This window comes from Stakelama sediminis (assembly GCF_014199335.1).
GTDB lineage: Bacteria > Pseudomonadota > Alphaproteobacteria > Sphingomonadales > Sphingomonadaceae > Sphingomonas > Sphingomonas sediminis.
On the sequence record NZ_JACIJI010000005.1, the window covers coordinates 1 to 20,885 of the forward strand.

Consider the following 20,885-nt stretch of genomic DNA (forward strand, 5'->3'; position numbering starts at 1 on the left):
CCGCCATTCATATCTGGGGGGCATTAGCCCACTCGCGTTTGAAGCCAAGGTGGCATAATGAGATAGGTGACCGGCACAAAACCGGTACAAGTCCAGAATTGTTCAAGGCGGCGGATAAGATGCGCGGCACGATGGAGCCGTCCGACTACAAGCATATCGCCCTTGGCCTCATCTTCCTCAAGCATATCTCTGACGGCTTCATGGCCAAGCGCGCCGAGCTCGAGCGCGATTATCCTGAAGGCGTCGAGGACGAGGACGAATATCGCGCGGACAACATCTTCTGGGTGCCCAAGCCCGCGCGCTGGGCGCACCTGCAAGCGAGCGCCAAGCAGCCCGGCATCGGCAAGCTGATCGACGAGGCGATGCTCGAGATCGAGAAGGTGAACCCCTCGCTGAAAGGCGTGCTGCCCAAGGATTATGCCCGTCCCGCGCTCAACCCGGTGATGCTGGGCGAGCTGATCGACCTGATCTCCGGCATCGGCTTCAAATCGGACGAGGGGCAGAGCCGCGACGTGCTCGGCCGCGTCTATGAGTATTTCCTCGGCCAGTTCGCAGGCGCCGAGGGCAAGCGCGGCGGCGAATTTTATACGCCGCGATCGGTGGTGCGCACCATGGTCGAGATGCTGCAGCCGCATGACGGCCGCGTCTACGACCCGTGTTGCGGATCGGGCGGTATGTTCGTGCAATCCGAAAAGTTCGTCGAGAACCATGGCGGGCGCATCGGCGACATCGCCGTCTATGGCCAGGAATCGAATCACACGACCTGGCGATTGTGCATGATGAACCTGGCGGTGCGCGGGATCGATGCGGACATTCGCTGGAACAGCGACGGTAGCTTCCACCGCGATGAGTTGCCGGACCTGCGCGCCGACTATGTGCTCGCCAATCCGCCGTTCAACGTGTCCGACTGGGGCGGCAACCGGCTGCGCGAGGATGCGCGCTGGAAATTTGGCATTCCGCCCGCCGGCAATGCCAACTTCGCCTGGCTGCAGCATATTCTGCACCATCTGGCGCCAGCGGGAACAGCGGGCGTAGTGCTAGCCAACGGGTCGATGTCGTCGACGCAGAGCGGCGAAGGCGAGATCCGGCAGGCGATGGTCGAGGGCGACGTGATCGATTGCATGATCGCCATGCCCGGCCAGCTTTTCTATTCGACGCAGATCCCCGTCTGCCTGTGGTTCCTCGCGAAGGACAAGTCGAACGGGCTGGTCGGTGATGCCAAGCTGCGCGACCGGCGCGGCGAAATCCTGTTCATCGACGCGCGCAAGCTGGGCCACATGGTCGACCGCACCCGGCGCGAATTTTCGGACGAGGACATCGCGCGGATCACCGACACCTATCACGCCTGGCGCGAGGGCAAGGGATACGCGGACGTGCCCGGCTTCGTCTATTCGGCGAGCCATGAAGAGGTGGCGAAGCACGGCTATGTGCTGACGCCGGGGCGCTATGTTGGCGCGGAAGATGTCGAGGATGACGGCGTGCCATTCGCCGAGCGGTTCGCGGCGTTGCAGGCGAGGTTGGAGAAGCAGTTCGAGGACGGGGAGCGCCTCGAGAACGAAATCCGACATAGATTGAAATTGGTTAGCTATGTCGGCCGATAAAATTCCGACCTCAACCATCGCTGAAATGTGCGAGCTGGTGGTGGATTGCCCTCACTTCACGCCCGCATGGACCGACGATGGCTACATCGTCATCCGCAATCAAAACATCCGCAATGGGCGATTAGATCTTACGTCGCCTAGCTTCACGCATCGGGAAGATTTTGAGCGCCGTATTCGCCGCGCAAAGCCTCAGGCTGGCGACATTGTAATTACCCGCGAAGCTCCGATGGGGGAAGTTTGCTTGGTGCCCGATGGTGTCGAGTGTTGCTTAGGACAGCGACAGGTATTGCTGCGCCCCAAGCCGAACGTCGATCCGGAGTATCTATATTGCGCACTACAATCGCCGTTTGTTCGCAAACAAATTTTCTGGAACGAGGGGACGGGATCAACAGTCAGTAACATCCGCATTCCCGTTATGGAGGCCATAGAAATCCCGCGCTGGCCTAAAGAAGAGAGCGCGATTGCGGCTACGATTATTGCGCTCGACGACAAGATGGAGCTGAACCAGCGGATGAATGAGACGCTGGAGCACCAAGCGCGGGCGCTGTTCCGCGACTGGTTCGTCGACTTCGGCCCGGTGAAGGCCAGACAAGCCGGCGATGCCCCCTATCTCGCGCCGGACCTTTGGTCCCTCTTCCCTGACCGCCTCGATGATGACGGTGTGCCGGAGGGGTGGACTTTGGGCAGTCTCGATCAGCTGATCGAATTTAACCCTCGCGAAAAGCTTACCAAAGGCAAAGATGCGCCGTATCTCGATATGGCTTCCTTGCCGACACGTGGCTCCGGTGCGGACGCTCCTGCGGTTCGCGCCTTCACCTCCGGCTCCAAGTTTCGCAATGGGGATGCCCTGTTGGCGCGCATCACCCCTTGTCTGGAAAATGGCAAAACAGCGTTTGTAGACGGTCTTGCTGAAGACGCGATTGGCTGGGGTTCAACCGAATTCATCGTTATGCGCTCAAAGTCCCCGGTCCCACCACAGGTCGCATATCTGATTGCGCGCGATCCAGAATTTCGCGGAACCGCTATCCGCAGTATGTCCGGCACGTCAGGTCGACAACGCGCATCTGTCAATGCTCTGACGGCCTATTTTGCTGCTATCCCAGATGACGAGAAAACTTGGGTAGTGCTTGGGAGCCTACTTGATCCAATCTTCTATAAGATCGCAGCGAATGCGGAGGAAAACCAAACCCTCGCCCAAACCCGCGACCTGCTACTGCCCAAGCTGATGTCCGGCGAAATCCGCGTCGGGGAAGCGGAACGCGAAGTGGAGAAGGTTGCATGACGCCCTCGCTCGGTACGCTGCGCAAGGTCGATCTGCGCACCATCTGGTTGTCGGAATCGTCCGACTTCACACCCTGGCTCGCCAAGGCCGAAAACCTGTCGATCCTGGGTGAAACGATCGGCATCGAGCTGGAACTGGAAGCGCAGGAGAAATATGTCGGGCCGTTCCGCGCCGACATTCTGTGTAAGGACAGCGATAATGACAGCTGGGTGCTGATCGAAAACCAGCTCGAACGCACCGACCACAATCATCTTGGGCAGCTACTTACCTATGCTGCGGGCTTGCAGACGGTGACGATCGTCTGGGTCGCGGCCAAGTTTACCGAGGAACATCGCGCCGCGCTCGACTGGCTCAACGAAATCACCAACAGCCGCTTCCGCTTCTTCGGGTTGGAGGTGGAATTATGGCGCATCGCGGATTCGATGCCCGCGCCGCGCTTCAACGTGATTTCCAAGCCGAATGACTGGACACGATCCGTCGAGCGTGCCGCCAGCCAGATCGACTCCGAGGCGCTGAGCGAAACCAAGCTGCAGCAGCAGCGCTATTGGCAGGGGCTGAACCAGCTTCTCGAAGAACAGGGTGTGCCGCTGCGCACGCGCACCGCGCGACCCCAGCACTGGCATAATTTCAGCATCGGCCGGTCGAAGTTCAAATTATGCACCAAGGTCAATTCGCAAGCGCATGTCATAGGATGTGAGCTGTTCATCAGCCATGTGCGCGCCAATGATTTCCTCGAACTGCTGATGGCGGATCGCGATGCGATCGAAACGGATGCGGGGCTGACCTTCGACTGGCAGGAGCTGCCGGAGCGGATCGGCACCCGTGTCGAGATCGTGCGCGACAACACCGATTTTACTAAGGAAAGCGAGTGGCCGGAGCAGCATGCCTGGCTGGCCGATAAGCTGGTGCGCATGAACAAGGCGTTCCGCAATCGCATCGTAGCGCTCGATCTGGACGATATCGAGGCGGCGAGCTGATGAGCAAGTTCATCGAGAACCATGTCGAGGAAGCCGCGCTCGAATGGCTCGGTGAGTTGGGATGGACTGTCGCGCTGGGGCCAGTCGTCTCACCGGACAGCGCGCAGCTGATCCGCGCGGCCTATCAGGATGTCGTGCTGATCGACCGGCTGCGTGATGCAGTCGCACGGCTCAACCCGGCTATTCCTCTCGACACGCGCGAAGAGGCGATCCGACGTCTGATGGCGAGCGAAACGCCCTCGCTGGTGGAAGAGAACCGGCGACTGCACCGCTATCTGGTGGAAGGCGTGCCGGTCGAATTCTACGACGATGGCAGCGTGCGCGGCGACCGCGTCCGCCTGATCGACTTCGACGGAAGCGGCGGCTTCGATCAGAATGACTGGCTTGCGGTCAACCAGTTCACGGTGATCGAGCATGGCCATAACCGCCGACCGGATGTGGTGCTGTTCGTCAACGGCCTGCCGCTTGGCGTCATCGAGCTGAAGAATCCCGGCGACGAGAACGCCACGCTTTCCGGCGCGTTCAACCAGCTACAAACCTACAAGTCGCAGATCCCGTCGCTGTTTCGCACCAACGCGCTGCTTATCACTTCAGACGGTATCAAGGCACGCGTCGGATCGCTGACGGCCGATGAGGAACGGTTCATGCCGTGGCGTTCGGAGGATGGCGAAACCATCGCACCGACCAGCGACCCGCAACTCGAAACGCTGCTGAAAGGCGTGTTCGATCGCGGCAACCTGCTCCGCCTGCTGCGTGATTTCACCGTCTTCGGCGATACCGGCAGCGGCATCGTCAAGATCGTTGCAGCCTATCACCAGTTCTTCGCTGCCCAGCACGCCCTGTCGGCTACGCTGCGGGCATTGCCCTATGCGCCGGTCGAAAGCGGGTCGCTTCGTGAAAGCCCGCTCAACTACGGTTTACCGAGCCAGACGCATCAGCAGTCCGGCGACAAGCGCATCGGTGTGATCTGGCATACCCAGGGTTCGGGCAAGAGCCTGTTGATGGCATTTTATGCCGGCCTACTCGTCCGCGATCCCGCGCTCGAAAACCCTACCATCGTCGTCATCACCGATCGCAACGACCTCGATGACCAGCTGTTCGGCACATTCTCGATGTGCAGCGACCTGATCCGCCAGAAGCCGGTCCAGGCCGATAGCCGCGATGACCTGCGGGCGCAGCTCGATCGCGCATCGGGCGGAGTGATCTTCACCACGATTCAGAAGTTTGCTGCGGCGGAAGGGGACGATGTCCTACCACCCGTCAGCGAGCGGCAGAACGTAATCGTCATGGCGGACGAGGCGCACCGATCGCAATATGGCTTCCGCGCGCGCATCGATCCCAAGACGGGCAAGCGCGCTTACGGCCATGCCAAATATCTTCGCGATGCTCTGCCGAACGCCTCGTTCATCGGCTTCACCGGAACGCCGATCGAAAAGGACGATGTGAACACGCCCGCCGTGTTCGGCGACTATGTCGACATCTACGACATCAGCCGCGCCGTCGAGGATGGCGCGACGGTGCCGATCTATTATGAGAGCCGGCTCGCGCGGATCGAGCTGCCGGAAGATCAGGTGCCGCTGATCGATGCCGAGGTCGAGGAACTGACCGAGGACGAGGCGTCGTCGGACCAGGAAAAGCTGAAAGCGCGCTGGGCGGCGGTCGAGCGGCTTGTGGGATCGAAGGCGCGGCTCCAGCTTGTCGCAGCCGATCTGGTGGAGCATCTCGAACGGCGGCTTGAAGCACTCGACGGCAAGGCGATGGCCGTGTGCATGAGCCGCCGCATTTGCGTTGCGCTCTACAATGAGATCGTTGCGCTCCGCCCGGAATGGCATTCCGACGATGTGTCACAGGGTGCGGTCAAGGTAGTGATGACCGGCAGCGCCTCCGACCCGCAGGAATGGCAGCCTCATATCGGTGGCAAGGCGCGGCGCGATGCGCTTGCGAAACGCGCCAAGGACCCTGATGATCCGCTCAAGCTGGTGATCGTGCGCGATATGTGGCTGACCGGGTTCGACGCGCCGTCGATGCACACCATGTATATCGACAAGCCGATGCGCGGGCATGGGCTGATGCAGGCGATCGCGCGCGTGAACCGCGTATTCCGCGACAAAGAAGCTGGCCTTGTCGTCGATTATATCGGCATCGCCCAGAATCTGAAGGCGGCGCTTGGGATCTATTCACCGTCCGATCGCGAGAAGACGGGCATCGACGAGAAGCTGGCGATCCGGGTTCTGCTGGAACGGTTCGAGATAGTGAGGGCCATGTTCCATGGCTTCGACTGCGAACCGGGCATGCACGGCACCGCCAGCCAACGGCTCAAATGCCTCGCCGAGGCCCTTGAATGGATCCTCGCGCGCCAGCACGAAGCCGCGCAGAAGGAAACCAGCGACGACGCGAAAAAGGCAGCACACCGGCGCTTTCAGGACGCGGTTCTCGCGCTTAGCAAGGCCTTCGCGCTGGCTGCCGCCAGCGACGAGGCAAGAGCGATCCGCGACGAGGTCGCGTTCTACCAGACGGTTCGCGCTGCGCTCGTGAAGAGCAGCGGTTCGGGCAAATCGAAGAAGGATCGCGAGCTGGCGGTTCAACAACTGATCGACCGTTCGGTAGTCTCGACCGAGATTGTCGACATCCTCCAGGCCGCGGGCATGGAATCGCCGGACATCTCGATCCTGTCGGACGAGTTTCTCGCCGAGATGCGCGACAGTGAGCGTCCGAATTTGGCATTGGAAGCTCTGAAAAAGCTGCTGACCGACAAGATACGGTCGCGGTCGCAATCGCATGCCGTCGAAAGCAGAAAATATTCGGAGCGCCTGACGGCCGCGATCGCCCGCTATCACACTAACGCGATCAGCACTGTCGAGGTGCTCCAGACGTTGATCGACCTCGCCAAGGAAATCCGCGAAAAGATGGCGCGAGGCGAAGAGGAAGGTCTGACCGACGAGGAAATCGCTTTCTATGAGGCGCTTGCCGACAATGAGAGCGCGGTCGATGTAATGGGCAATGACAGCCTGAAGGTGATCGCGGCCGAGCTGGTGAAGAGCCTGAAAGCCAATGCGAGCGTGGACTGGGCGCATCGTGAAACTGCGCGTGCGCGTATGCGCGTGCTCGTGAAGCGAATTCTTCGAAAATATGGATATCCGCCTGATCTTCAGGACGTGGCGGTACAAACCGTGATCCAGCAAGCTGAGCTGTTGGCCGCGAAGTGGTGACTGACGGCGGCTAATGGGCCAATTGCGGACTGTCCGATTAGAAGCTCGAATTGGCCCGAGCGGACATCACGCAGCCCATTGATTAATGACCATAACGTGGGCTGGGAATATACAAGTCGCTATCAGGATTCGGTGATAAGAAAACCTTGCAATAAGATGAGCGTGAAACGAGGATGGGCTAGCATGACGACCACAAACGATCGACAACGGCCAACGATCGCTCTCCTATTATATGAGGATTTGCCCGATGACTTCGAGTCGGGACTTGCCGAACAACTAAGTTGCGAAGATTATACATTTGACGTGCTGCGTATCCCTAGAGGCCCCTTCGCTGGCCTTGAACTATACCTGCCTGCGGCCGTTGGTCTATTTATCGCGTCCAGCTATTTTGGCGGAATCATTAGCAAGATCGGAGAAGAGCACTACTCAGCGCTAAAGGAAGCGGCGAAGCGCCTGTGGACGCAGTCGTCACAATTGAGAATCGGAATGACCGGCACGCCCGGAAAGTTGGCTGCCGCTCCAAAATTTTCTGTTGTGTATTCGATCACTGGGGAGGTCGAACCTAATGTAAGCTTCAAGCTGTTGCTGCGTTGCGACATACTTGGCGCTGAAGCGGAGGAAGCAATTAATACGTTTCTCGATATGCTACGTGACCTTCATGCGGGCCTATTAAGCGAAGATGATCTCGCGGCTTTGCTGACCTATCGCCCGATTGGCGGGACGGCGCTGGTAACGTTCAACCCGAAGACTAAAAAAATCGTTGCAGTGAATGGCTTGGATCACAGTTAGATATCGCATCTTGGGCCGAAAGACGGCAGTCCGATCTTGGGAGTTGGAACGCAAAGCCGCTATCGGATTGATGACCCAGGAAAAGCGACCGGCGAACGATCTTGCTTCTTAATGCTAGACTGCCTTACGGTATGCGCCTGTGCCGCCGTCGTAACAGGGTAGAGCGCCGGCTCATTTCTTTTACCAAGGAGAGGGAAATGGCTCGTAGGGTATTTTTCAGTTTTCACTTCAACAACGATTTTTCGAGAACGCAACTCGTCCGCAACATGGGCAAGCTTGACGGTAACTCTCTCGCCACTGCTAATCGCTGGGAAGAGATCAAACAGAAGGGTGACCAAGCGGTCAAAGATTGGATCGAATCCAACATGAGTGGCAAAACTTGCGTCGTAGTTTTAGTCGGTAGCGATACCGCCAGCCGTCGATGGGTTAAGTATGAGATCAAAAAGGGTTGGGAAGACGGGAGAGCCGTTCTTGGGATCTACGTAAATAAGCTCAAGGATTTAAACGGTAATACGTCAACTAGAGGCGCGAGCCCGTTTGCTTCCGTAACCGCAAATGGGATGAACCTCAGTGGTGTCCCCCCTATGAAAATCCCGTCAGGCACGACTAGCAAAGAAGCATATGCGTCAATCAGCGCCAATATCTCCGACTGGATAGAGGAGGCTATTGAGACAAGAGCAAAATATAGTTGATCGGCAGGAGTGCCAGTTACTGTGAGCTTGTATGACTTCCATATTTTCGGAGTGTCTGATCCTTGTCTGATCGGTCTGTTTGAAAACAGGCTATTTCAAGCCGCCCAACATGGCGGGGTGGAAGCTTCAGACATATCAGTTTTCTCGTCCGACAAGGATCGCGGTGATTGGCGCAATATGAAGCGACCTATAGCGGCGGTCACGTTTGATGAGCCCAGCGGCACAGATCTTTCGGTATTGGAAGACTTCATCAAACGGCGCGTTCCGGTCATTCCGGTCTTTGCTTTCGGGAAAAAGCCGAAGGATTTCCCGGAGATTTTGCAGGCAATCAACGGACTACCTTATGATGGTGATCAAGCTCAAGCCGATCGGATCGTGCAAGCCGCCTTGGATGCTTTGGGATTACTACGCGAACAGCGCCGGGTCTTCATAAGCTACCGAAGGAATGAGGCCTCAGGTGTAGCACTTCAGCTTCATGATCATCTTTCGAGCTTGGGCTTTAGCGTCTTCTTAGACACGCATTCCATACGTCCCGGAGAGTTTTTCCAAGGTGTCCTTTGGCAGAATCTGTGCGACTCAGATGTCTTGGTGATGCTCGACACACGATCTTACTTCAAGAGCAAGTGGACAAAAGAAGAATTCGGTAAGGCAAGGTCAAGCGAGATTTCGATTCTACGTCTCGTTTGGCCAGGCCATTCACCTGTCGATGAAACTGCATTATCCGAGACGATGCAGCTCAGCACAGACGAGTTCGATGATCACCTGGCTCTGGTCGATACGGTTTTGGACGAAGTTGCTCAGAAAACAGAACGGCTGAGGGCTAGGAGCATCGCGGCCCGACATTTGCAAATAACCGGCAAGCTTAAAGACGAGGCGAAAATTGTGGGTGCCTCAATCTTAGGGGCGGGGGCTTTTAGGGCTGTCTCGGTTCGATTGGCTACCGGAAAGGACGTCTGGGTTTATCCCGTAATCGGCGTTCCAACTGCTAATATAATGAACGATATAGCTAGGAAGGCCGCCGACGCCAATCAGGGATGCCCATTTTTGGTTTATGATGAGCAGGGTTTGACGGATCAATGGCTCGAACATCTGGCTTGGCTTAATACGCATATCCCAGAGGTAGACTTCATGCGAGTTTCGCGAGCCGGCAGCGAACTGAGAAAGAGAGCTTGATGGGCGATATCTTTTTGTCAGCTAGCGTGCCCAATCGTCGGTCGCCCAACTTCGTAAAAGACGCTGACACAGTTGCGATTACGTCAGCGGTTACGGCTCTTGTATATTTAGCGCTTGGGCGAAAGCGGATCGTGTGGGGAGGACATCCCGCCATCACACCAATGGTCGCCTCGGTCGCTCATTCGCTCGATACCAATTACAACGAGTGGACCAAGCTCTACCAATCTTCATTTTTTCTCGATCGCATGCCGGAAGAGAACGAGCAATTTTCAAATATTGTGCTGACAGCTGCGGGCGACGACCTTCAAGAAAGCTTATTCTTGATGAGGAAGCAGATGTTCGAGGAAAACATATTTGATTGTGCCATTTTTATTGGGGGAATGAGGGGCGTTTTCGAAGAGTATGAGTTATTTTCGAGCATGCAGAGCGATGTTCCATGTTACCCAATTGCCTCGACGGGTGGGGCGGCTGAGGAGTTGCTTTCCATGTCCTCTTCTTCACCTGCCACCTCGAAACGACTCTCCTTCGATCTTGATTATATTCCCCTTTTCCGAGAAATCACTAATATCGGCTTCGATGCAGAACGTCAGCGCACGCATAGAGATAGCGATACGTCTTTAAAGCATGGCGATGTTTAGAGTTCTAAGCTTAGATGGCGGTGGCATAAAGGGCACCTTTACCGCGTCTGTGTTAGCGGAACTTGAGACGCTTTGTGGTAAAAGGATCCAAGACTCCTTTGATCTGATCGTCGGAACCTCGACGGGTGGGATCTTAGCGCTCGGCTTGAGCCTTGGCTTTGAAGCCAAAACTTTGCTCGATTTCTACGTCAATGAAGGCCCTAAGATTTTCCCCTTTACAGGACGTGTTTCCCGAACCCGTGCCAGCATTCGGCAACTTTTCTCTTCGAAACTCTCAGCCCAGCCCTTAGCAAAGGCGTTAGAGGAAATTCTCGGGGAAAAGCGGCTTAGTGATGCCATGACGCCGTTAGTGATACCGGCATACGACGCGGTTGAAGGCCGCATCTACCTTTTTAAGACCGCCCACGGATCAAACGGCAAGCAAGATATGGATATGAAGGCGGCGGATGTTGCTTTGGCGACATCAGCAGCTCCCACATATTTCGAGGCCGCAAAATCAAAAGAGAGGCTTGGCGCTCAGCACGTCGACGGCGGAGTTTGGGCCAACAATCCTGCGATGATTGGTATTGTTGAAGCTCAGGCTTTTCTCAATCAACCTTTAGAAGAGATCCACCTTTTAAGCGTCGGAACGACCTCGGAGCCCTTCAATATTTCCCAGCACACGAACTCGGGCGTAGCGAAATGGAACGTTGGGCTTTTGTCACTCATGATGGAGGGACAGTCTGAAGCGGCAAATGCACAGGCTCGACTTTTACTCGGGAAAAGGTTTCACAGGATCAACACGCTCGTCAAAGGAGGCCAATACGCAATGGACGATGGCCGAAGCGAAAAGATCGCAGAACTTTTACAGCTCGGGCGCGGCGAGGCGCAAAAGAAAATCAACCGGGAAGGTGTTGAGAAAGCATTTCTAAATGGCACGCCTTTGAAGCAAATCTGGCCTTCTTAACTGCCTGCAAACGGTAAGCGAATGGCCGCTTTCGGTCGGCCGTATCGCAAACAAGAAAGGCCGAGATTAGGGCGCGAATGCAGACTTAAAGCGGTCTTTGCACTGAGATCGTCCAATGATCTGAGTGCCCAGTTTTGTCCTTTATGGGGCACCATTTCTCCATTCGCCAGCATTCGCGAATGATTGCAAAACCCCCCCGAAAATCTGCCAAAAAATACGCCGGCTTTACCGCTGACGTTCACCATTGTTCGCCTATATTCGGTCGAAGATGGGGGCCGATCCAGAGCAGATTATCGCCGCTGTCCGGCGAGCGCACCAAACGTTGGAATCATTCCACTAGCCGTACTCAAGTGTGTTGAACGCCCTGGCCATCACGAGACGGCGCATACCCTTCGTTGGTTCCCATGTCCCCGGCATGGCTGCGCCGCTCAGTTCATGAACTCCTTGGACCAGTTGTAATAGAGGCTCTGAACAGGCCTTCCTGGCGGCACAGTTCAGCAATGCTGTCCTCGCCGCGCAGGCCATCGGTCACAATACGGATGTTGTCCTCATCCGAGAAACGTCGCCTAAACACCGAATTTTGGGGATCTTAACGATAGAAAATTATGGAACAGCGAGGTGGCGGAGACGGAGGGATTCGAACCCTCGGTACGGGATTTACCCATACGGCGGTTTAGCAAACCGCTGGTTTCAGCCACTCACCCACGTCTCCGCATGGCCGGCCGGAGCAGCGCTATAGCCATGTCCGTGCGCGCCCGCAACCGCGCAAATGACGGTGTCGTCATGGAATCTGTCGTGAAACGGACTCGGGTTGTCGCCGGTTCATTGTGCTGAAAGGCGCAATAGGGTTAATAGGGCCGAATGTTCCGGGGTCTGGGGTAAGTTTATGCGTCGTTTTTTGGTAGCCGCCGTGCTTGCAGCCTTCACGGTTGCGACGCCTGTCAGTGCGCAGATACGAACCGTCGATCCAAACACGGTGATGAACGGCAGCGCGGCCGCGCAGTCTGATACGACGCCTTACACTCCGGCAGCGCAAGCCACGCAAGGCACTTCGGATGCTTACACTCCCCCAGCAACGCAAAATGATTATGCGCCCGAAAATACGGCTCCGGCCCAGCCGCAGAGCGATCCCTATGCAACACCGGCCCAGCAAAACGGGACGACTTCCGCGCCTGTGACGACACCGAACGCTACCGTTCCCAATGCTGCGGATGATGCGGAAAACGGCGCTTCCACCTATCAGCGCGATGACCTGATTACTGCCGCCGAAGGCGTGTTCGGCAAGGGCGCCAAGGGGCTGGCCGATATTATCGAGAAAATCCTGAAGGATCAGGGGCAGCCCGATGCCTATATTGCCGGACGCGAAGCTGCCGGCGCGTTCGTCGTCGGGCTGCGCTATGGGTCAGGGATCCTCTACCACAAGATCGAGGGGCAGAAGCCGGTCTATTGGACGGGGCCGTCCGTCGGCTTCGATGTCGGTGGCGATGCGACGAAAGTATTCGTGCTCGTCTATAATCTTTATGATTCGAATGACTTGTACAAACGCTTTCCGGCGGTCGAGGGACGCGCCTATTTCGTCGGCGGGTTCTCCGCCAGCTATCTGCGGCGCGGCAATGTCGTGCTCATTCCGGTGCGTCTGGGCGTCGGCTGGCGGCTCGGTGCGAATATCGGCTATATGAAGTTCACCAAAAAGCACAAATGGCTGCCGTTCTGAGACGCTGCCCTTGCACGCCTGATGACATGGGGATGGTGCGGCATTCGCCTCCACCCCGTCTGACCGGAAAGACGCCGGATTAGAGATGTGGAAGGCGGAAGGCTTTTAACCTTCCGCCCAGCAGAGCGCCGACACCATCGCCGTCCTCAATAAAAGCGAAGGTGCCTTCTGCCGATATTAAGCCGGCTCGGGCGTTCTTCCCGCGGCCTTTGCTTCCGCATAGGCCTGTGTGCCGTGCGTGATAACATCGTCTTCGGGCAGGATTTCCGCGATCGGAATGTCCGGCAGGGTCGCCAGTTCGGCATAGAGCGGCGCGAAGTCGGTTTCGACCGTCTGACGCAGCAATTCCTCAAAGCCTGGGATAACGAAATAATTCTGCTGGAAATCGTCGATCCGGTAATCGGTACGCATCACCCGTTTCATGTCGAAACGGATGCGGTTGGGGCTGGGGTCTTCGAGCGCGAACCGGCTTTCCGAATAGCTTGAGACAATGCCGGAGCCATAGATGCGCAGGCCCGCATCCTCCTCCACCAGCCCGAATTCGACCGTGTACCAGTAAAGCCGGGCAAGCTGTTTCAACGACCCGTGTTCGAGCGCGCGCAATCCGCCGCGGCCATAGGCTTCCAGATAGTCGGCGAATACCGGGTCGGCGAGCATCGGTACATGGCCGAACACGTCATGAAAGACGTCGGGTTCCTGCAGATAGTCGAGCTGGTCGGGACGGCGGATGAAATTGCCCGCGACGAAGCGGCGATTGGCCATATGGTCGAAGAACACTGCGTCGGGTACAAGGCCCGGCACCGCCACCACCTGCCATCCGGTCAGTTTCATCAGCCGCTCGGAAAGCTCCTCGAAATCGGGAATGCCGGGTTTCGACAGTTTCAGAACGTCCAGCCCGCGCAGATAGGATTCCGACGCGCGACCGGGCAGCAATTTCGCTTGCCGGGCGAACAGCGTGTCCCAGGTGTTATGGTCTTCCTGCGAATAGCGATCCCAGTCCTGCGGAATCGTCCAGTCCTGCGCCGCGCCTTCCGGAAGGCGTTCCAGTACATGCGTTTCCTTATTCATGGCACTATCCTAGCATGAAAGCATCATGACGAGAAATGCTTTGCCCCTGCTTCGTTCCCGGCCCGTTCGCTGGCTGGCATGGGCGTTCGTGGCACTGTTGTCAGTTTTGGTTGTCTATGGCGTTGCCGGGCTGATCGGCGGCGCTCTTCCCGCCAATTCCTGGCGCACGGTGCCGCAACATGGCGTGCGCATCTATGTCGAGGATAACGGCATCCATACCGGTATCGTCGTGCCGGTGGACGCGGCGGGGATGGACTGGCGCGATCTGGTGCACGCGGACGACATCGCCGATCCGCGCTATGCCCGATATGGGTATCTGGCCTTTGGCTGGGGCGACCGGCATTTCTATGAGGACACGCCGAACTGGTCGGATATCAGCCTGATTACGGTACTGCACGCCGCGATGGGCAGCGATGATACGGTGCTGCATGTCGAGCACATTCCGGAACCCATCCCGGATTCGAGCGTCCGTTCCATCATGCTACGGGTGGATGAATATCGGCGGCTGGCGGCGTTTATCCGCGCAAGCTTTGCCCTGACGCCGGACGGGCGCACGGTCAGCGTGCGCGGCTATGGTCCCTACGATGCCTTTTATTCAGCCACTGGCAAGTATGACAGTTTTACGACATGTAATAGCTGGACCGGGCGTGCCTTGCGCAATGCAGGGGTGCCGATGGGACGCTGGACGCCGTTTTCCGGGAGTGTGATGGCATGGCTTTGAGTTTTGCAGGCTTTGGCAGGGGCGCCGTGGACGCGGGCGTATTGCCGCGTCATCTTCCTCCGTCGCGCGGCCAGATGCTTGCCGAATGGCCGCGCGGCCTGTGGTCGCTGGCTAGTCTGGCGGTATCGCGGCGCGCGCTCGATGCCGCGCCTGCCGGGGACGGACGGCCGGTATTGCTACTGCCGGGCCTGATCAACAGCGATAGTTCCAACCTTTTCCTGCGCCGCTATCTGCATCGCATCGGCTATCGCGCCTATCGCTGGAAACTGGGACGGAATTTCGGCACGCGTACGGTCGGTGCGGATGCCGAAAAGCTGATTGCGCGGATTGAGCATATTGCCGGCAAGACGGGCGCGCCGGTGACGCTGATCGGGGTTAGCCTGGGCGGTATCATGGCGCGGCTGGCCGCCCATCGCAGGCCCGATCTGGTGCGGGAGGTGATAACCATCAGCTCGCCCTTTGCCGGTCCTGCCACCGCCACCAATGTCTGGCGGACATTCGAACGCGTGTCGGGCGACCGGATTGACGATCCGCGGATGAAGGCGATGCAGGCGGAGGCGGCAAGCCCGCTGCCCGTACCCGCCACCGCGATCTGGAGCGCCAGCGACGGACTGGTCAACGGCCTGATCTGTCGTGCCGAAGACGGTCATTGCCGCAATGTCGAGGTACGGTCCAGCCATGTCGGCGTGCAGGTCAATCCGGCGGTGCTTCGCCTCGTTGCCGACCTCCTTGCCGGTACGACCGACTAACCCGTTCGTTTCAGCCGTTTGCCCGACGGATGCTGCCATGCAGATTCGTGGCAGCATCAAACGGAACAACCCCGCCTTCAGCCATTTTCCTCGCCATAAACTGTATGGCGACATCACGCTCCACGAAATTAACAGCTCCTGACTCTAATGGTCATATCCGGCGCGATAGCCGTCATAGGGTTGGCAGCTATCGGGATGCTTTTTGCACTCCTTGTCATGCTTGCGGCGTTCGCGGCCTTCCTTCGCCTCTTCCTTGCGCATCTTGCGGCTGTAATTGCGATCGGCCTCATCCTGACTGGTGGTGGTCCAGTCGACGGCCTTGCCCGCTGCCTTGACCGGCAGGGTGGCGACATTCCAGGCAGTTTTTGCGACGCATGCACCGGTTAACGGCAGCAACAGAACGGGCAGAAACTTTACAATACGCACGGATCAGATTTCCCTCTGGTGAATCGCTTCTACACCAATATGCGGGAAATCCGTGAAGAAACCGTCGATGCCCGCGGCAAGCTGTTGCCGGATCGCGCCGATCAGGTCGCCATGGCCGCGCGGGTTGATGCCTTTGCGAAACGCCGACGGCAGAAAATAATTCTCCGCGCGGAAGGTCCAGGGGTGCACGCGCAGGCCCGCCGCATGGGCATGGGTGACCAGATCGAGACCGGAATCGAGGATCATCGAATGGTTCGGCCCGATGCCCCAGGCATAGGCGGCGATGTCGCGTAATCCCTCCGGCGTCGTCATTGCGGCATAGTCGGACACAGCACCATCAGCGGGGCCACCCTTGGCATCCAGCAACTGGATCAACCGAATTTTAGTCAATCCGGCCAGCCGCTTCAGATTGTCGACCTCGAACGACTGGATGAATACCGGAGCATCGGCGCTGTCCCAGCCTGCTTCGGCGAGTTGTGTGACCAGCGGCACATCGGTGCCCAGCCCGATCGAGGCGAAATAGGTCGGGTGCTTGGTTTCGGGATAGATGCCGATGGTCCGTCCGGTTTCCGAACTGGCGCGCTTCGCCAGCGCAATGATTTCGGCGAGTGTGGGAATTTCGAACTGGCCGTCGAACTTCGCATTGGCCGGACGCAACAGCGGCAGGCGTTCTTTCGCGCGTAACGTTTTCAGTTCGGCAAGCGTGAAATCTTCGGTGAACCAGCCGGTCGTCTTTGCCCCGTCGATAATCTTTGTCGTTTTGCGGTGGGTAAATTCGCCATGGTCGGCAACATCGCTGGTATCGGCGATATTATTTTCATGCCGAGCGACCAGGTGGCCATCCTTTGTCGGCACAAGATCAGGTTCGATAAAATCGGCGCCTTCGCGGATCGCCAGTTCATAGGATGCCAGCGTATGTTCGGGGCGTTCGCCGCTGGCACCCCGATGGGCGATGACAATCGGGGCGGACAGGGGCTTGCCGTTGGTCACGGACGACTTACCTGATGAAAGGCGGGTACAGCCCGCCAGGAACAGCGTTCCGCCACCAAGTAGCGTTCGTCGCGGTATTTCCGGCATTTTATCGCTCCTGTGGAAACCATTGCTGCCCGAGGCGTTCCGGTTCCGGGCCAGATACAGGGAACAACATGCAATTCACCATCAACGGTACGGTGCACGAGGCGGATATCGATGTTCGTACCTCGCTGCTTGATCTGCTTCGCGAACATCTGGGGCTTACCGGTTCCAAAAAGGGCTGCGACCACGGCCAGTGCGGTGCGTGCACTGTGCTGGTGAACGGGCGGCGGATCAATAGCTGCCTGACGCTGGCGGTAATGCACCAGGATGACGAAATTACGACGATTGAGGGGATCGGCACCCCTGACGAGCTCGCGCCGTTGCAGGCGGCGTTCGTCAAACATGACGGGTTTCAGTGCGGTTATTGCACGCCGGGACAGATTTGTTCGGCGACCGGCATGCTGGACGAGGTGAAGAAGGGCTGGCCCAGCCATGTCAGCGAGGCGCTGGACGGGCAGGTCGATCTGACCGACACCGAAATCTCCGAACGGATGAGCGGCAATCTGTGCCGCTGTTCGGCCTATCCTAATATCGTCGCGGCCATTCGCGAAGCTGCAGGACTGGCCCCGGTCGAACATGAAGTCGTGGGAGAAGACGCATGAAGCTGTTCGACTATGCTCGAGCCGACAGCCCCGAAGCGGCGGCTCGTGACGGCGCGCTCGCCAATGTGAAGTTCATCGCGGGCGGCACCAACCTGCTCGACCTCATGAAATTGCAGGTCGAAACACCGGAAAAGCTGGTCGATATCTCCCGGCTTGCTCTTAACGAGGTTGAAGAGACGGAAGCGGGCGGGCTGCGCATCGGTGCGCTGGTGCCTAATGCCGATCTTGCCGCGCATCCGAAGGTCACTGCCGGCTATCCGGTGCTCAGCCGCGCGCTGCTGGCGGGCGCTTCGGGACAGTTGCGCAACAAGGCATCGACCGGCGGCAACCTGTTGCAACGCACGCGCTGCTATTATTTCTACGACCCCGCTTCCGCGTGCAACAAGCGCGATCCCGGCAGCGGCTGTCCGGCAAAAGAGGGATTCAATCGCATTCATGCGATCCTCGGCACGTCGGACCAGTGTATCGCTACCCATCCCAGCGACATGGCGGTGGCGATGCGCGCGCTCGACGCCGTGATCGTCACGCTGAAGCCCGATGGCGACAAGCGGCGCATTTCAATCCATGATTTCTACCGCCTGCCCGGTGACACGCCGGACAAGGAAACGGTGCTGGAGCCGGGTGAACTGATCACCCATGTCGAACTGCCCGCTCCGCCCAGGGGACGGCAGCTCTATCGCAAGGTGCGCGACCGCGCTTCCTATGCCTTTGCGCTGGTGTCGGTCGCGGGGGTCATTGCGGTGGAAGACGGCAAAATTGCATCCGCCGCGCTGGCGTTCGGCGGATTGGGGCCAATGCCCTGGCGCAATGTCGATGTCGAAGACGCGCTGGTCGGGAAAGTGCCCGGAACCGCTGCATTCGAAGCGGCGGCGGATGCGCTGCTGGCCGATGCGAAAGGGTATGGCGGCAATGATTTCAAAATACCGCTCGTGCGCCGCACGCTGATCGCCTGTCTGCGCGACCTGACGGAGGGCACGGCATGAGTAACAGCGCCACCCTGAAAATGGATGCGGCTGCTGAGCACAGTCTGCTCGACGACGGGGTTCAGGGTCTGATCGGCCAGCCGCTCGACCGGGTGGACGGTCCGAAAAAGGTCGCAGGAAAAGCGCCCTATTCGGCGGAGTATGCGTTCGACAATCTTGCCTATGGCGTGCTGGTCGGCGCGCCCTTCGCGCGCGGGCGCATTACGGCAATTGACGACACCGCCGCCATGTCGCTTCCCGGCGTGCTGGCGATCGTCAGCGACCCTGACAAATTTCTGCGCAATTCCGGTCAGGGCGGACAGAACGAAGCGCCCGTCCAGAATGCGCATGAAGTATTTTACATGCACCAGCCCGTCGCGCTGGCGGTGGCGGAAACATTCGAACAGGCGCGTGCGGCAGCCGCTGCCGTGGTCGTGCGCGGCGAACCGATTGACGGCGAGTATGATTTCGAAGCTCGGCTCGACACCGCCGATACGCCGGATGACGGCGTCATACCGCCCGCTACCAGCCAGGGCGATATCGATCAGGCGATGGTGGATGCCGCTGTCACCGTCGATGGCATCTGGACCACGCCGGGACAGAATAGCGCGGCGATGGAGCCGCATGTCTCCACTGCGATCTGGGATGACGACGGGCTGACCTTGTACGGCGCGTATCAGATGGTGGCGTCCGACCGGATGCAGCTTGCCGATGCGCTGGGGCTGGACCCTGAACAGGTGCGGATCGTTTCCGCCTATGTCGGCGGCGGCTTCGGCTCGAAACTCGGCATTTCTTCCGAAGCGGTGGCGAGTGCGATTGCCGCGAAGCAGCTTGGCCGTCCGGTCAAGACGGTGATGACCCGGCAACAGGTGTTCGACGCCACCATTCGCCGGTCGAATACGCGTCAGCGCATCCGGCTGGGCGCGGATGAAAACGGCGTTCTGCACGCGATCGGCCATGAAAGCCTGTCGAGCAACCTGCCCGATGAGGATTTCTTTGAACCGGCGGGGATTGCAACGCATTTCCTGTATCGCGGCGAACATCGCAGGATCACCCATGGCATTGTGCGGATGAACCGCATGTTGTCCGGATCGATGCGCGCGCCGGGCGAAGCGGTGGGCCTGCTTGCGCTGGAATGCGCGATGGATGAGCTGGCGGAAAAGCTGGGACTGGACCCGGTCGAACTGCGTAAGCGCAACATCCCCGATATCGATCCCGAAAAACAGATTCCCTATTCCGCGCGCAAGCAGGTCGAGTGCCTTGAGGAGGGTGCGAAACGCTTCGGCTGGGACAGGCGCAACCGTACTCCCGGCGCGATGCGCGAGGGCGAGTGGCTGATCGGGCATGGTGTCGCGGCGGCGGCGCGCACCAACCAGCTCATGCAATCCGAAGCGGTCGCACGGCTGACGCCGGAGGGGCGGCTGGTGGTTGAAACCGATATGACCGATATCGGCACCGGAACCTATACCGTCCTGATGCAGATTGCCGGTGAGATGCTGGGCCTGCCTGCCGATCGCGTGGACGTGCATCTGGGCGACAGCCGCTTCCCGCCCGCCGCCGGATCGGGCGGCTCCTGGGGGGCGGGGTCGAGCGGATCGTCGGTGTATCTCGCCTGTCGGAAGCTGCGCGAGCAACTGGCCGAAAAGCTTGACTGCGACCCGGCGAAACTCACGCTCAAGGATGGCGAAGCCATTGCCGACAATCGCCGGGTTGCGATCACCGACCTGATCGGTGACGGGCTGGAGGCGCATGGCAGGATCGAACCCGGCAAGACGAGCGAAAGCCATACACAGTCGGGTTATGGCGCGCATTTCTGCGAAGTGCGCGTCAATGCCGTGACCGGGGAAGTGCGTGTGGCGCGCTGGACGGCGGTCTATGCCGCGGGACGCATCCTCAATGAAAAAACCGCCCGTTCGCAATGCTATGGCGGTATTATTTTCGGTATCGGTGCGGCGCTGACCGAGGCACTGGTACACGATCCGCGCGACGGCAGAATCGTCAATCACGACCTTGCCGAATATCATGTGCCCGTGCACGCCGACATTCCGCAACTGGATGTCGTGCTGCTGCCCGAACGCGATCCCTATGCCAATCCGTTACAGGCAAAGGGCATAGGGGAACTGGGCATAGCAGGCGCGGGCGCGGCGGTCGCCAATGCGGTCTATAATGCGACCGGCGTGCGGGTGCGCGACTATCCGCTGACGCTCGATAAACTGCTTTCCGGCCTCCCGCCGGTTTGAACCAACTCCATGCCGCCTTACA

At 58.6% G+C, this 20,885-nt stretch carries 18 protein-coding genes, 1 tRNA gene and 1 pseudogene; 15 read left to right on the forward strand and 5 right to left on the reverse strand.

The window, feature by feature from the left end; genetic code table 11:
• Positions 1-98: 98 nt before the first annotated feature.
• The 9 genes from FHR23_RS12365 to FHR23_RS12405 all read left to right on the forward strand — a co-directional run bounded on the left by FHR23_RS12365 (position 99) and on the right by FHR23_RS12405 (position 11,307).
• Positions 99-1,601 carry a class I SAM-dependent DNA methyltransferase gene (locus FHR23_RS12365; RefSeq protein ID WP_281377244.1) on the forward strand — a complete coding sequence of 501 codons (1,503 nt, stop codon included), beginning with the start codon at positions 99-101 and terminating at the stop codon, positions 1,599-1,601.
• Positions 1,588-2,883: a restriction endonuclease subunit S gene (locus FHR23_RS12370; RefSeq protein ID WP_221227527.1), complete on the forward strand. Its 1,296-nt coding sequence runs from the start codon at positions 1,588-1,590 to the stop codon at positions 2,881-2,883. Before FHR23_RS12365 ends, FHR23_RS12370 begins: the two co-directional genes overlap by 14 nt.
• The gene (locus FHR23_RS12375; protein ID WP_184004458.1) at positions 2,880-3,860 is read left to right on the forward strand and encodes a DUF4268 domain-containing protein; all 981 of its coding nucleotides are present in this window, start codon (positions 2,880-2,882) and stop codon (positions 3,858-3,860) included. Before FHR23_RS12370 ends, FHR23_RS12375 begins: the two co-directional genes overlap by 4 nt.
• Positions 3,860-7,069: a type I restriction endonuclease subunit R gene (locus FHR23_RS12380; protein WP_184004460.1), complete on the forward strand. Its 3,210-nt coding sequence runs from the start codon at positions 3,860-3,862 to the stop codon at positions 7,067-7,069. Before FHR23_RS12375 ends, FHR23_RS12380 begins: the two co-directional genes overlap by 1 nt.
• 183 nt (positions 7,070-7,252) lie before the next feature.
• Entirely contained in the window at positions 7,253-7,858 is a 606-nt protein-coding gene (locus tag FHR23_RS12385; RefSeq protein WP_184004462.1) for a hypothetical protein, read from the forward strand.
• 197 nt (positions 7,859-8,055) lie between these two features.
• The gene (locus FHR23_RS12390) at positions 8,056-8,550 is read left to right on the forward strand and encodes a TIR domain-containing protein (RefSeq protein ID WP_184004464.1); all 495 of its coding nucleotides are present in this window, start codon (positions 8,056-8,058) and stop codon (positions 8,548-8,550) included.
• Between the two features lie 21 nt (positions 8,551-8,571).
• The gene (locus FHR23_RS12395; RefSeq protein WP_184004465.1) at positions 8,572-9,723 is read left to right on the forward strand and encodes a Thoeris type III anti-phage system protein ThcB4; all 1,152 of its coding nucleotides are present in this window, start codon (positions 8,572-8,574) and stop codon (positions 9,721-9,723) included.
• Positions 9,723-10,361, forward strand: a complete 639-nt coding sequence (locus FHR23_RS12400) for a Thoeris type III anti-phage system protein ThcA (protein WP_184004466.1) — start codon at positions 9,723-9,725, stop codon at positions 10,359-10,361. The genes FHR23_RS12395 and FHR23_RS12400 overlap by 1 nt, the downstream gene beginning before the upstream one ends.
• The gene (locus FHR23_RS12405; RefSeq protein ID WP_184004467.1) at positions 10,348-11,307 is read left to right on the forward strand and encodes a CBASS cGAMP-activated phospholipase; all 960 of its coding nucleotides are present in this window, start codon (positions 10,348-10,350) and stop codon (positions 11,305-11,307) included. The genes FHR23_RS12400 and FHR23_RS12405 overlap by 14 nt, the downstream gene beginning before the upstream one ends.
• A 434-nt stretch (positions 11,308-11,741) precedes the next feature.
• On the opposite strand, the pseudogene FHR23_RS12410 reads toward FHR23_RS12405, so the two are convergent.
• Positions 11,742-11,875, reverse strand: a pseudogene (locus tag FHR23_RS12410) (transposase); the annotation flags it as partial.
• A 51-nt stretch (positions 11,876-11,926) separates the two neighbouring features.
• Positions 11,927-12,019 (reverse strand) — tRNA-Ser (locus tag FHR23_RS12415).
• Positions 12,020-12,193: 174 nt separating this feature from the next.
• Here FHR23_RS12415 and FHR23_RS12420 point away from each other — a divergent pair.
• Positions 12,194-13,021, forward strand: coding sequence for a DUF1134 domain-containing protein (locus FHR23_RS12420; RefSeq protein WP_184004468.1), 828 nt, complete (start codon positions 12,194-12,196; stop codon positions 13,019-13,021).
• Between the two features lie 177 nt (positions 13,022-13,198).
• Here the strand turns inward: FHR23_RS12420 and phhA are convergent, their stop codons facing one another.
• On the reverse strand, positions 13,199-14,089 hold the full coding sequence (gene phhA / locus FHR23_RS12425; RefSeq protein ID WP_184004469.1) for a phenylalanine 4-monooxygenase: 891 nt from the start codon (positions 14,087-14,089) through the stop codon (positions 13,199-13,201).
• Positions 14,090-14,114: 25 nt separating this feature from the next.
• Between phhA and FHR23_RS12430 the strand changes: the two genes are divergently transcribed.
• Positions 14,115-14,810, forward strand: coding sequence for a TIGR02117 family protein (locus FHR23_RS12430; RefSeq protein ID WP_184004470.1), 696 nt, complete (start codon positions 14,115-14,117; stop codon positions 14,808-14,810).
• A complete protein-coding gene (locus FHR23_RS12435) occupies positions 14,801-15,559 on the forward strand; it encodes an esterase/lipase family protein (protein WP_246359875.1) in 759 nt (252 codons plus the stop codon). Before FHR23_RS12430 ends, FHR23_RS12435 begins: the two co-directional genes overlap by 10 nt.
• A 144-nt stretch (positions 15,560-15,703) precedes the next feature.
• Here FHR23_RS12435 and FHR23_RS12440 read toward each other — a convergent pair whose 3' ends face one another.
• Positions 15,704-15,985 (reverse strand): hypothetical protein, encoded by a 282-nt coding sequence (locus FHR23_RS12440; protein ID WP_184004472.1) that lies wholly within the window; start codon positions 15,983-15,985, stop codon positions 15,704-15,706.
• A gap of 3 nt (positions 15,986-15,988) precedes the next feature.
• The gene (locus FHR23_RS12445) at positions 15,989-17,062 is read right to left on the reverse strand and encodes a glycerophosphodiester phosphodiesterase (RefSeq protein ID WP_184004474.1); all 1,074 of its coding nucleotides are present in this window, start codon (positions 17,060-17,062) and stop codon (positions 15,989-15,991) included.
• 68 nt (positions 17,063-17,130) lie between these two features.
• On the opposite strand from FHR23_RS12445, the gene FHR23_RS12450 reads away from it, so the two are divergent.
• Genes FHR23_RS12450 through FHR23_RS12460 form a run of 3 tightly spaced genes read left to right on the forward strand, consistent with a single transcriptional unit; the run spans position 17,131 to position 20,863 of the window.
• On the forward strand, positions 17,131-17,661 hold the full coding sequence (locus FHR23_RS12450) for a 2Fe-2S iron-sulfur cluster-binding protein (RefSeq protein WP_184004477.1): 531 nt from the start codon (positions 17,131-17,133) through the stop codon (positions 17,659-17,661).
• Positions 17,658-18,644 (forward strand): FAD binding domain-containing protein, encoded by a 987-nt coding sequence (locus tag FHR23_RS12455; RefSeq protein ID WP_184004479.1) that lies wholly within the window; start codon positions 17,658-17,660, stop codon positions 18,642-18,644. The genes FHR23_RS12450 and FHR23_RS12455 overlap by 4 nt, the downstream gene beginning before the upstream one ends.
• Positions 18,641-20,863: a xanthine dehydrogenase family protein molybdopterin-binding subunit gene (locus tag FHR23_RS12460; RefSeq protein WP_184004481.1), complete on the forward strand. Its 2,223-nt coding sequence runs from the start codon at positions 18,641-18,643 to the stop codon at positions 20,861-20,863. The genes FHR23_RS12455 and FHR23_RS12460 overlap by 4 nt, the downstream gene beginning before the upstream one ends.
• Positions 20,864-20,885 lie beyond the last annotated feature (22 nt).

Bases quoted from the DNA above. Each gene is read 5' to 3' on its own strand.
- FHR23_RS12445 (WP_184004474.1), bottom strand. From the start codon at position 17,062: ATGCCGGAAATACCGCGACGAACGCTACTTGGTGGCGGAACGCTGTTC.
- FHR23_RS12460 (WP_184004481.1), top strand. From the start codon at position 18,641: ATGAGTAACAGCGCCACCCTGAAAATGGATGCGGCTGCTGAGCACAGT.
- FHR23_RS12380 (WP_184004460.1), top strand. From the start codon at position 3,860: ATGAGCAAGTTCATCGAGAACCATGTCGAGGAAGCCGCGCTCGAATGG.
- phhA (WP_184004469.1), bottom strand. From the start codon at position 14,089: ATGAATAAGGAAACGCATGTACTGGAACGCCTTCCGGAAGGCGCGGCG.
- FHR23_RS12450 (WP_184004477.1), top strand. From the start codon at position 17,131: ATGCAATTCACCATCAACGGTACGGTGCACGAGGCGGATATCGATGTT.
- FHR23_RS12420 (WP_184004468.1), top strand. From the start codon at position 12,194: ATGCGTCGTTTTTTGGTAGCCGCCGTGCTTGCAGCCTTCACGGTTGCG.
- FHR23_RS12405 (WP_184004467.1), top strand. From the start codon at position 10,348: ATGGCGATGTTTAGAGTTCTAAGCTTAGATGGCGGTGGCATAAAGGGC.
- FHR23_RS12400 (WP_184004466.1), top strand. From the start codon at position 9,723: ATGGGCGATATCTTTTTGTCAGCTAGCGTGCCCAATCGTCGGTCGCCC.
- FHR23_RS12385 (WP_184004462.1), top strand. From the start codon at position 7,253: ATGACGACCACAAACGATCGACAACGGCCAACGATCGCTCTCCTATTA.
- FHR23_RS12390 (WP_184004464.1), top strand. From the start codon at position 8,056: ATGGCTCGTAGGGTATTTTTCAGTTTTCACTTCAACAACGATTTTTCG.
- FHR23_RS12455 (WP_184004479.1), top strand. From the start codon at position 17,658: ATGAAGCTGTTCGACTATGCTCGAGCCGACAGCCCCGAAGCGGCGGCT.
- FHR23_RS12430 (WP_184004470.1), top strand. From the start codon at position 14,115: ATGACGAGAAATGCTTTGCCCCTGCTTCGTTCCCGGCCCGTTCGCTGG.
- FHR23_RS12435 (WP_246359875.1), top strand. From the start codon at position 14,801: ATGGCTTTGAGTTTTGCAGGCTTTGGCAGGGGCGCCGTGGACGCGGGC.
- FHR23_RS12375 (WP_184004458.1), top strand. From the start codon at position 2,880: ATGACGCCCTCGCTCGGTACGCTGCGCAAGGTCGATCTGCGCACCATC.
- FHR23_RS12370 (WP_221227527.1), top strand. From the start codon at position 1,588: ATGTCGGCCGATAAAATTCCGACCTCAACCATCGCTGAAATGTGCGAG.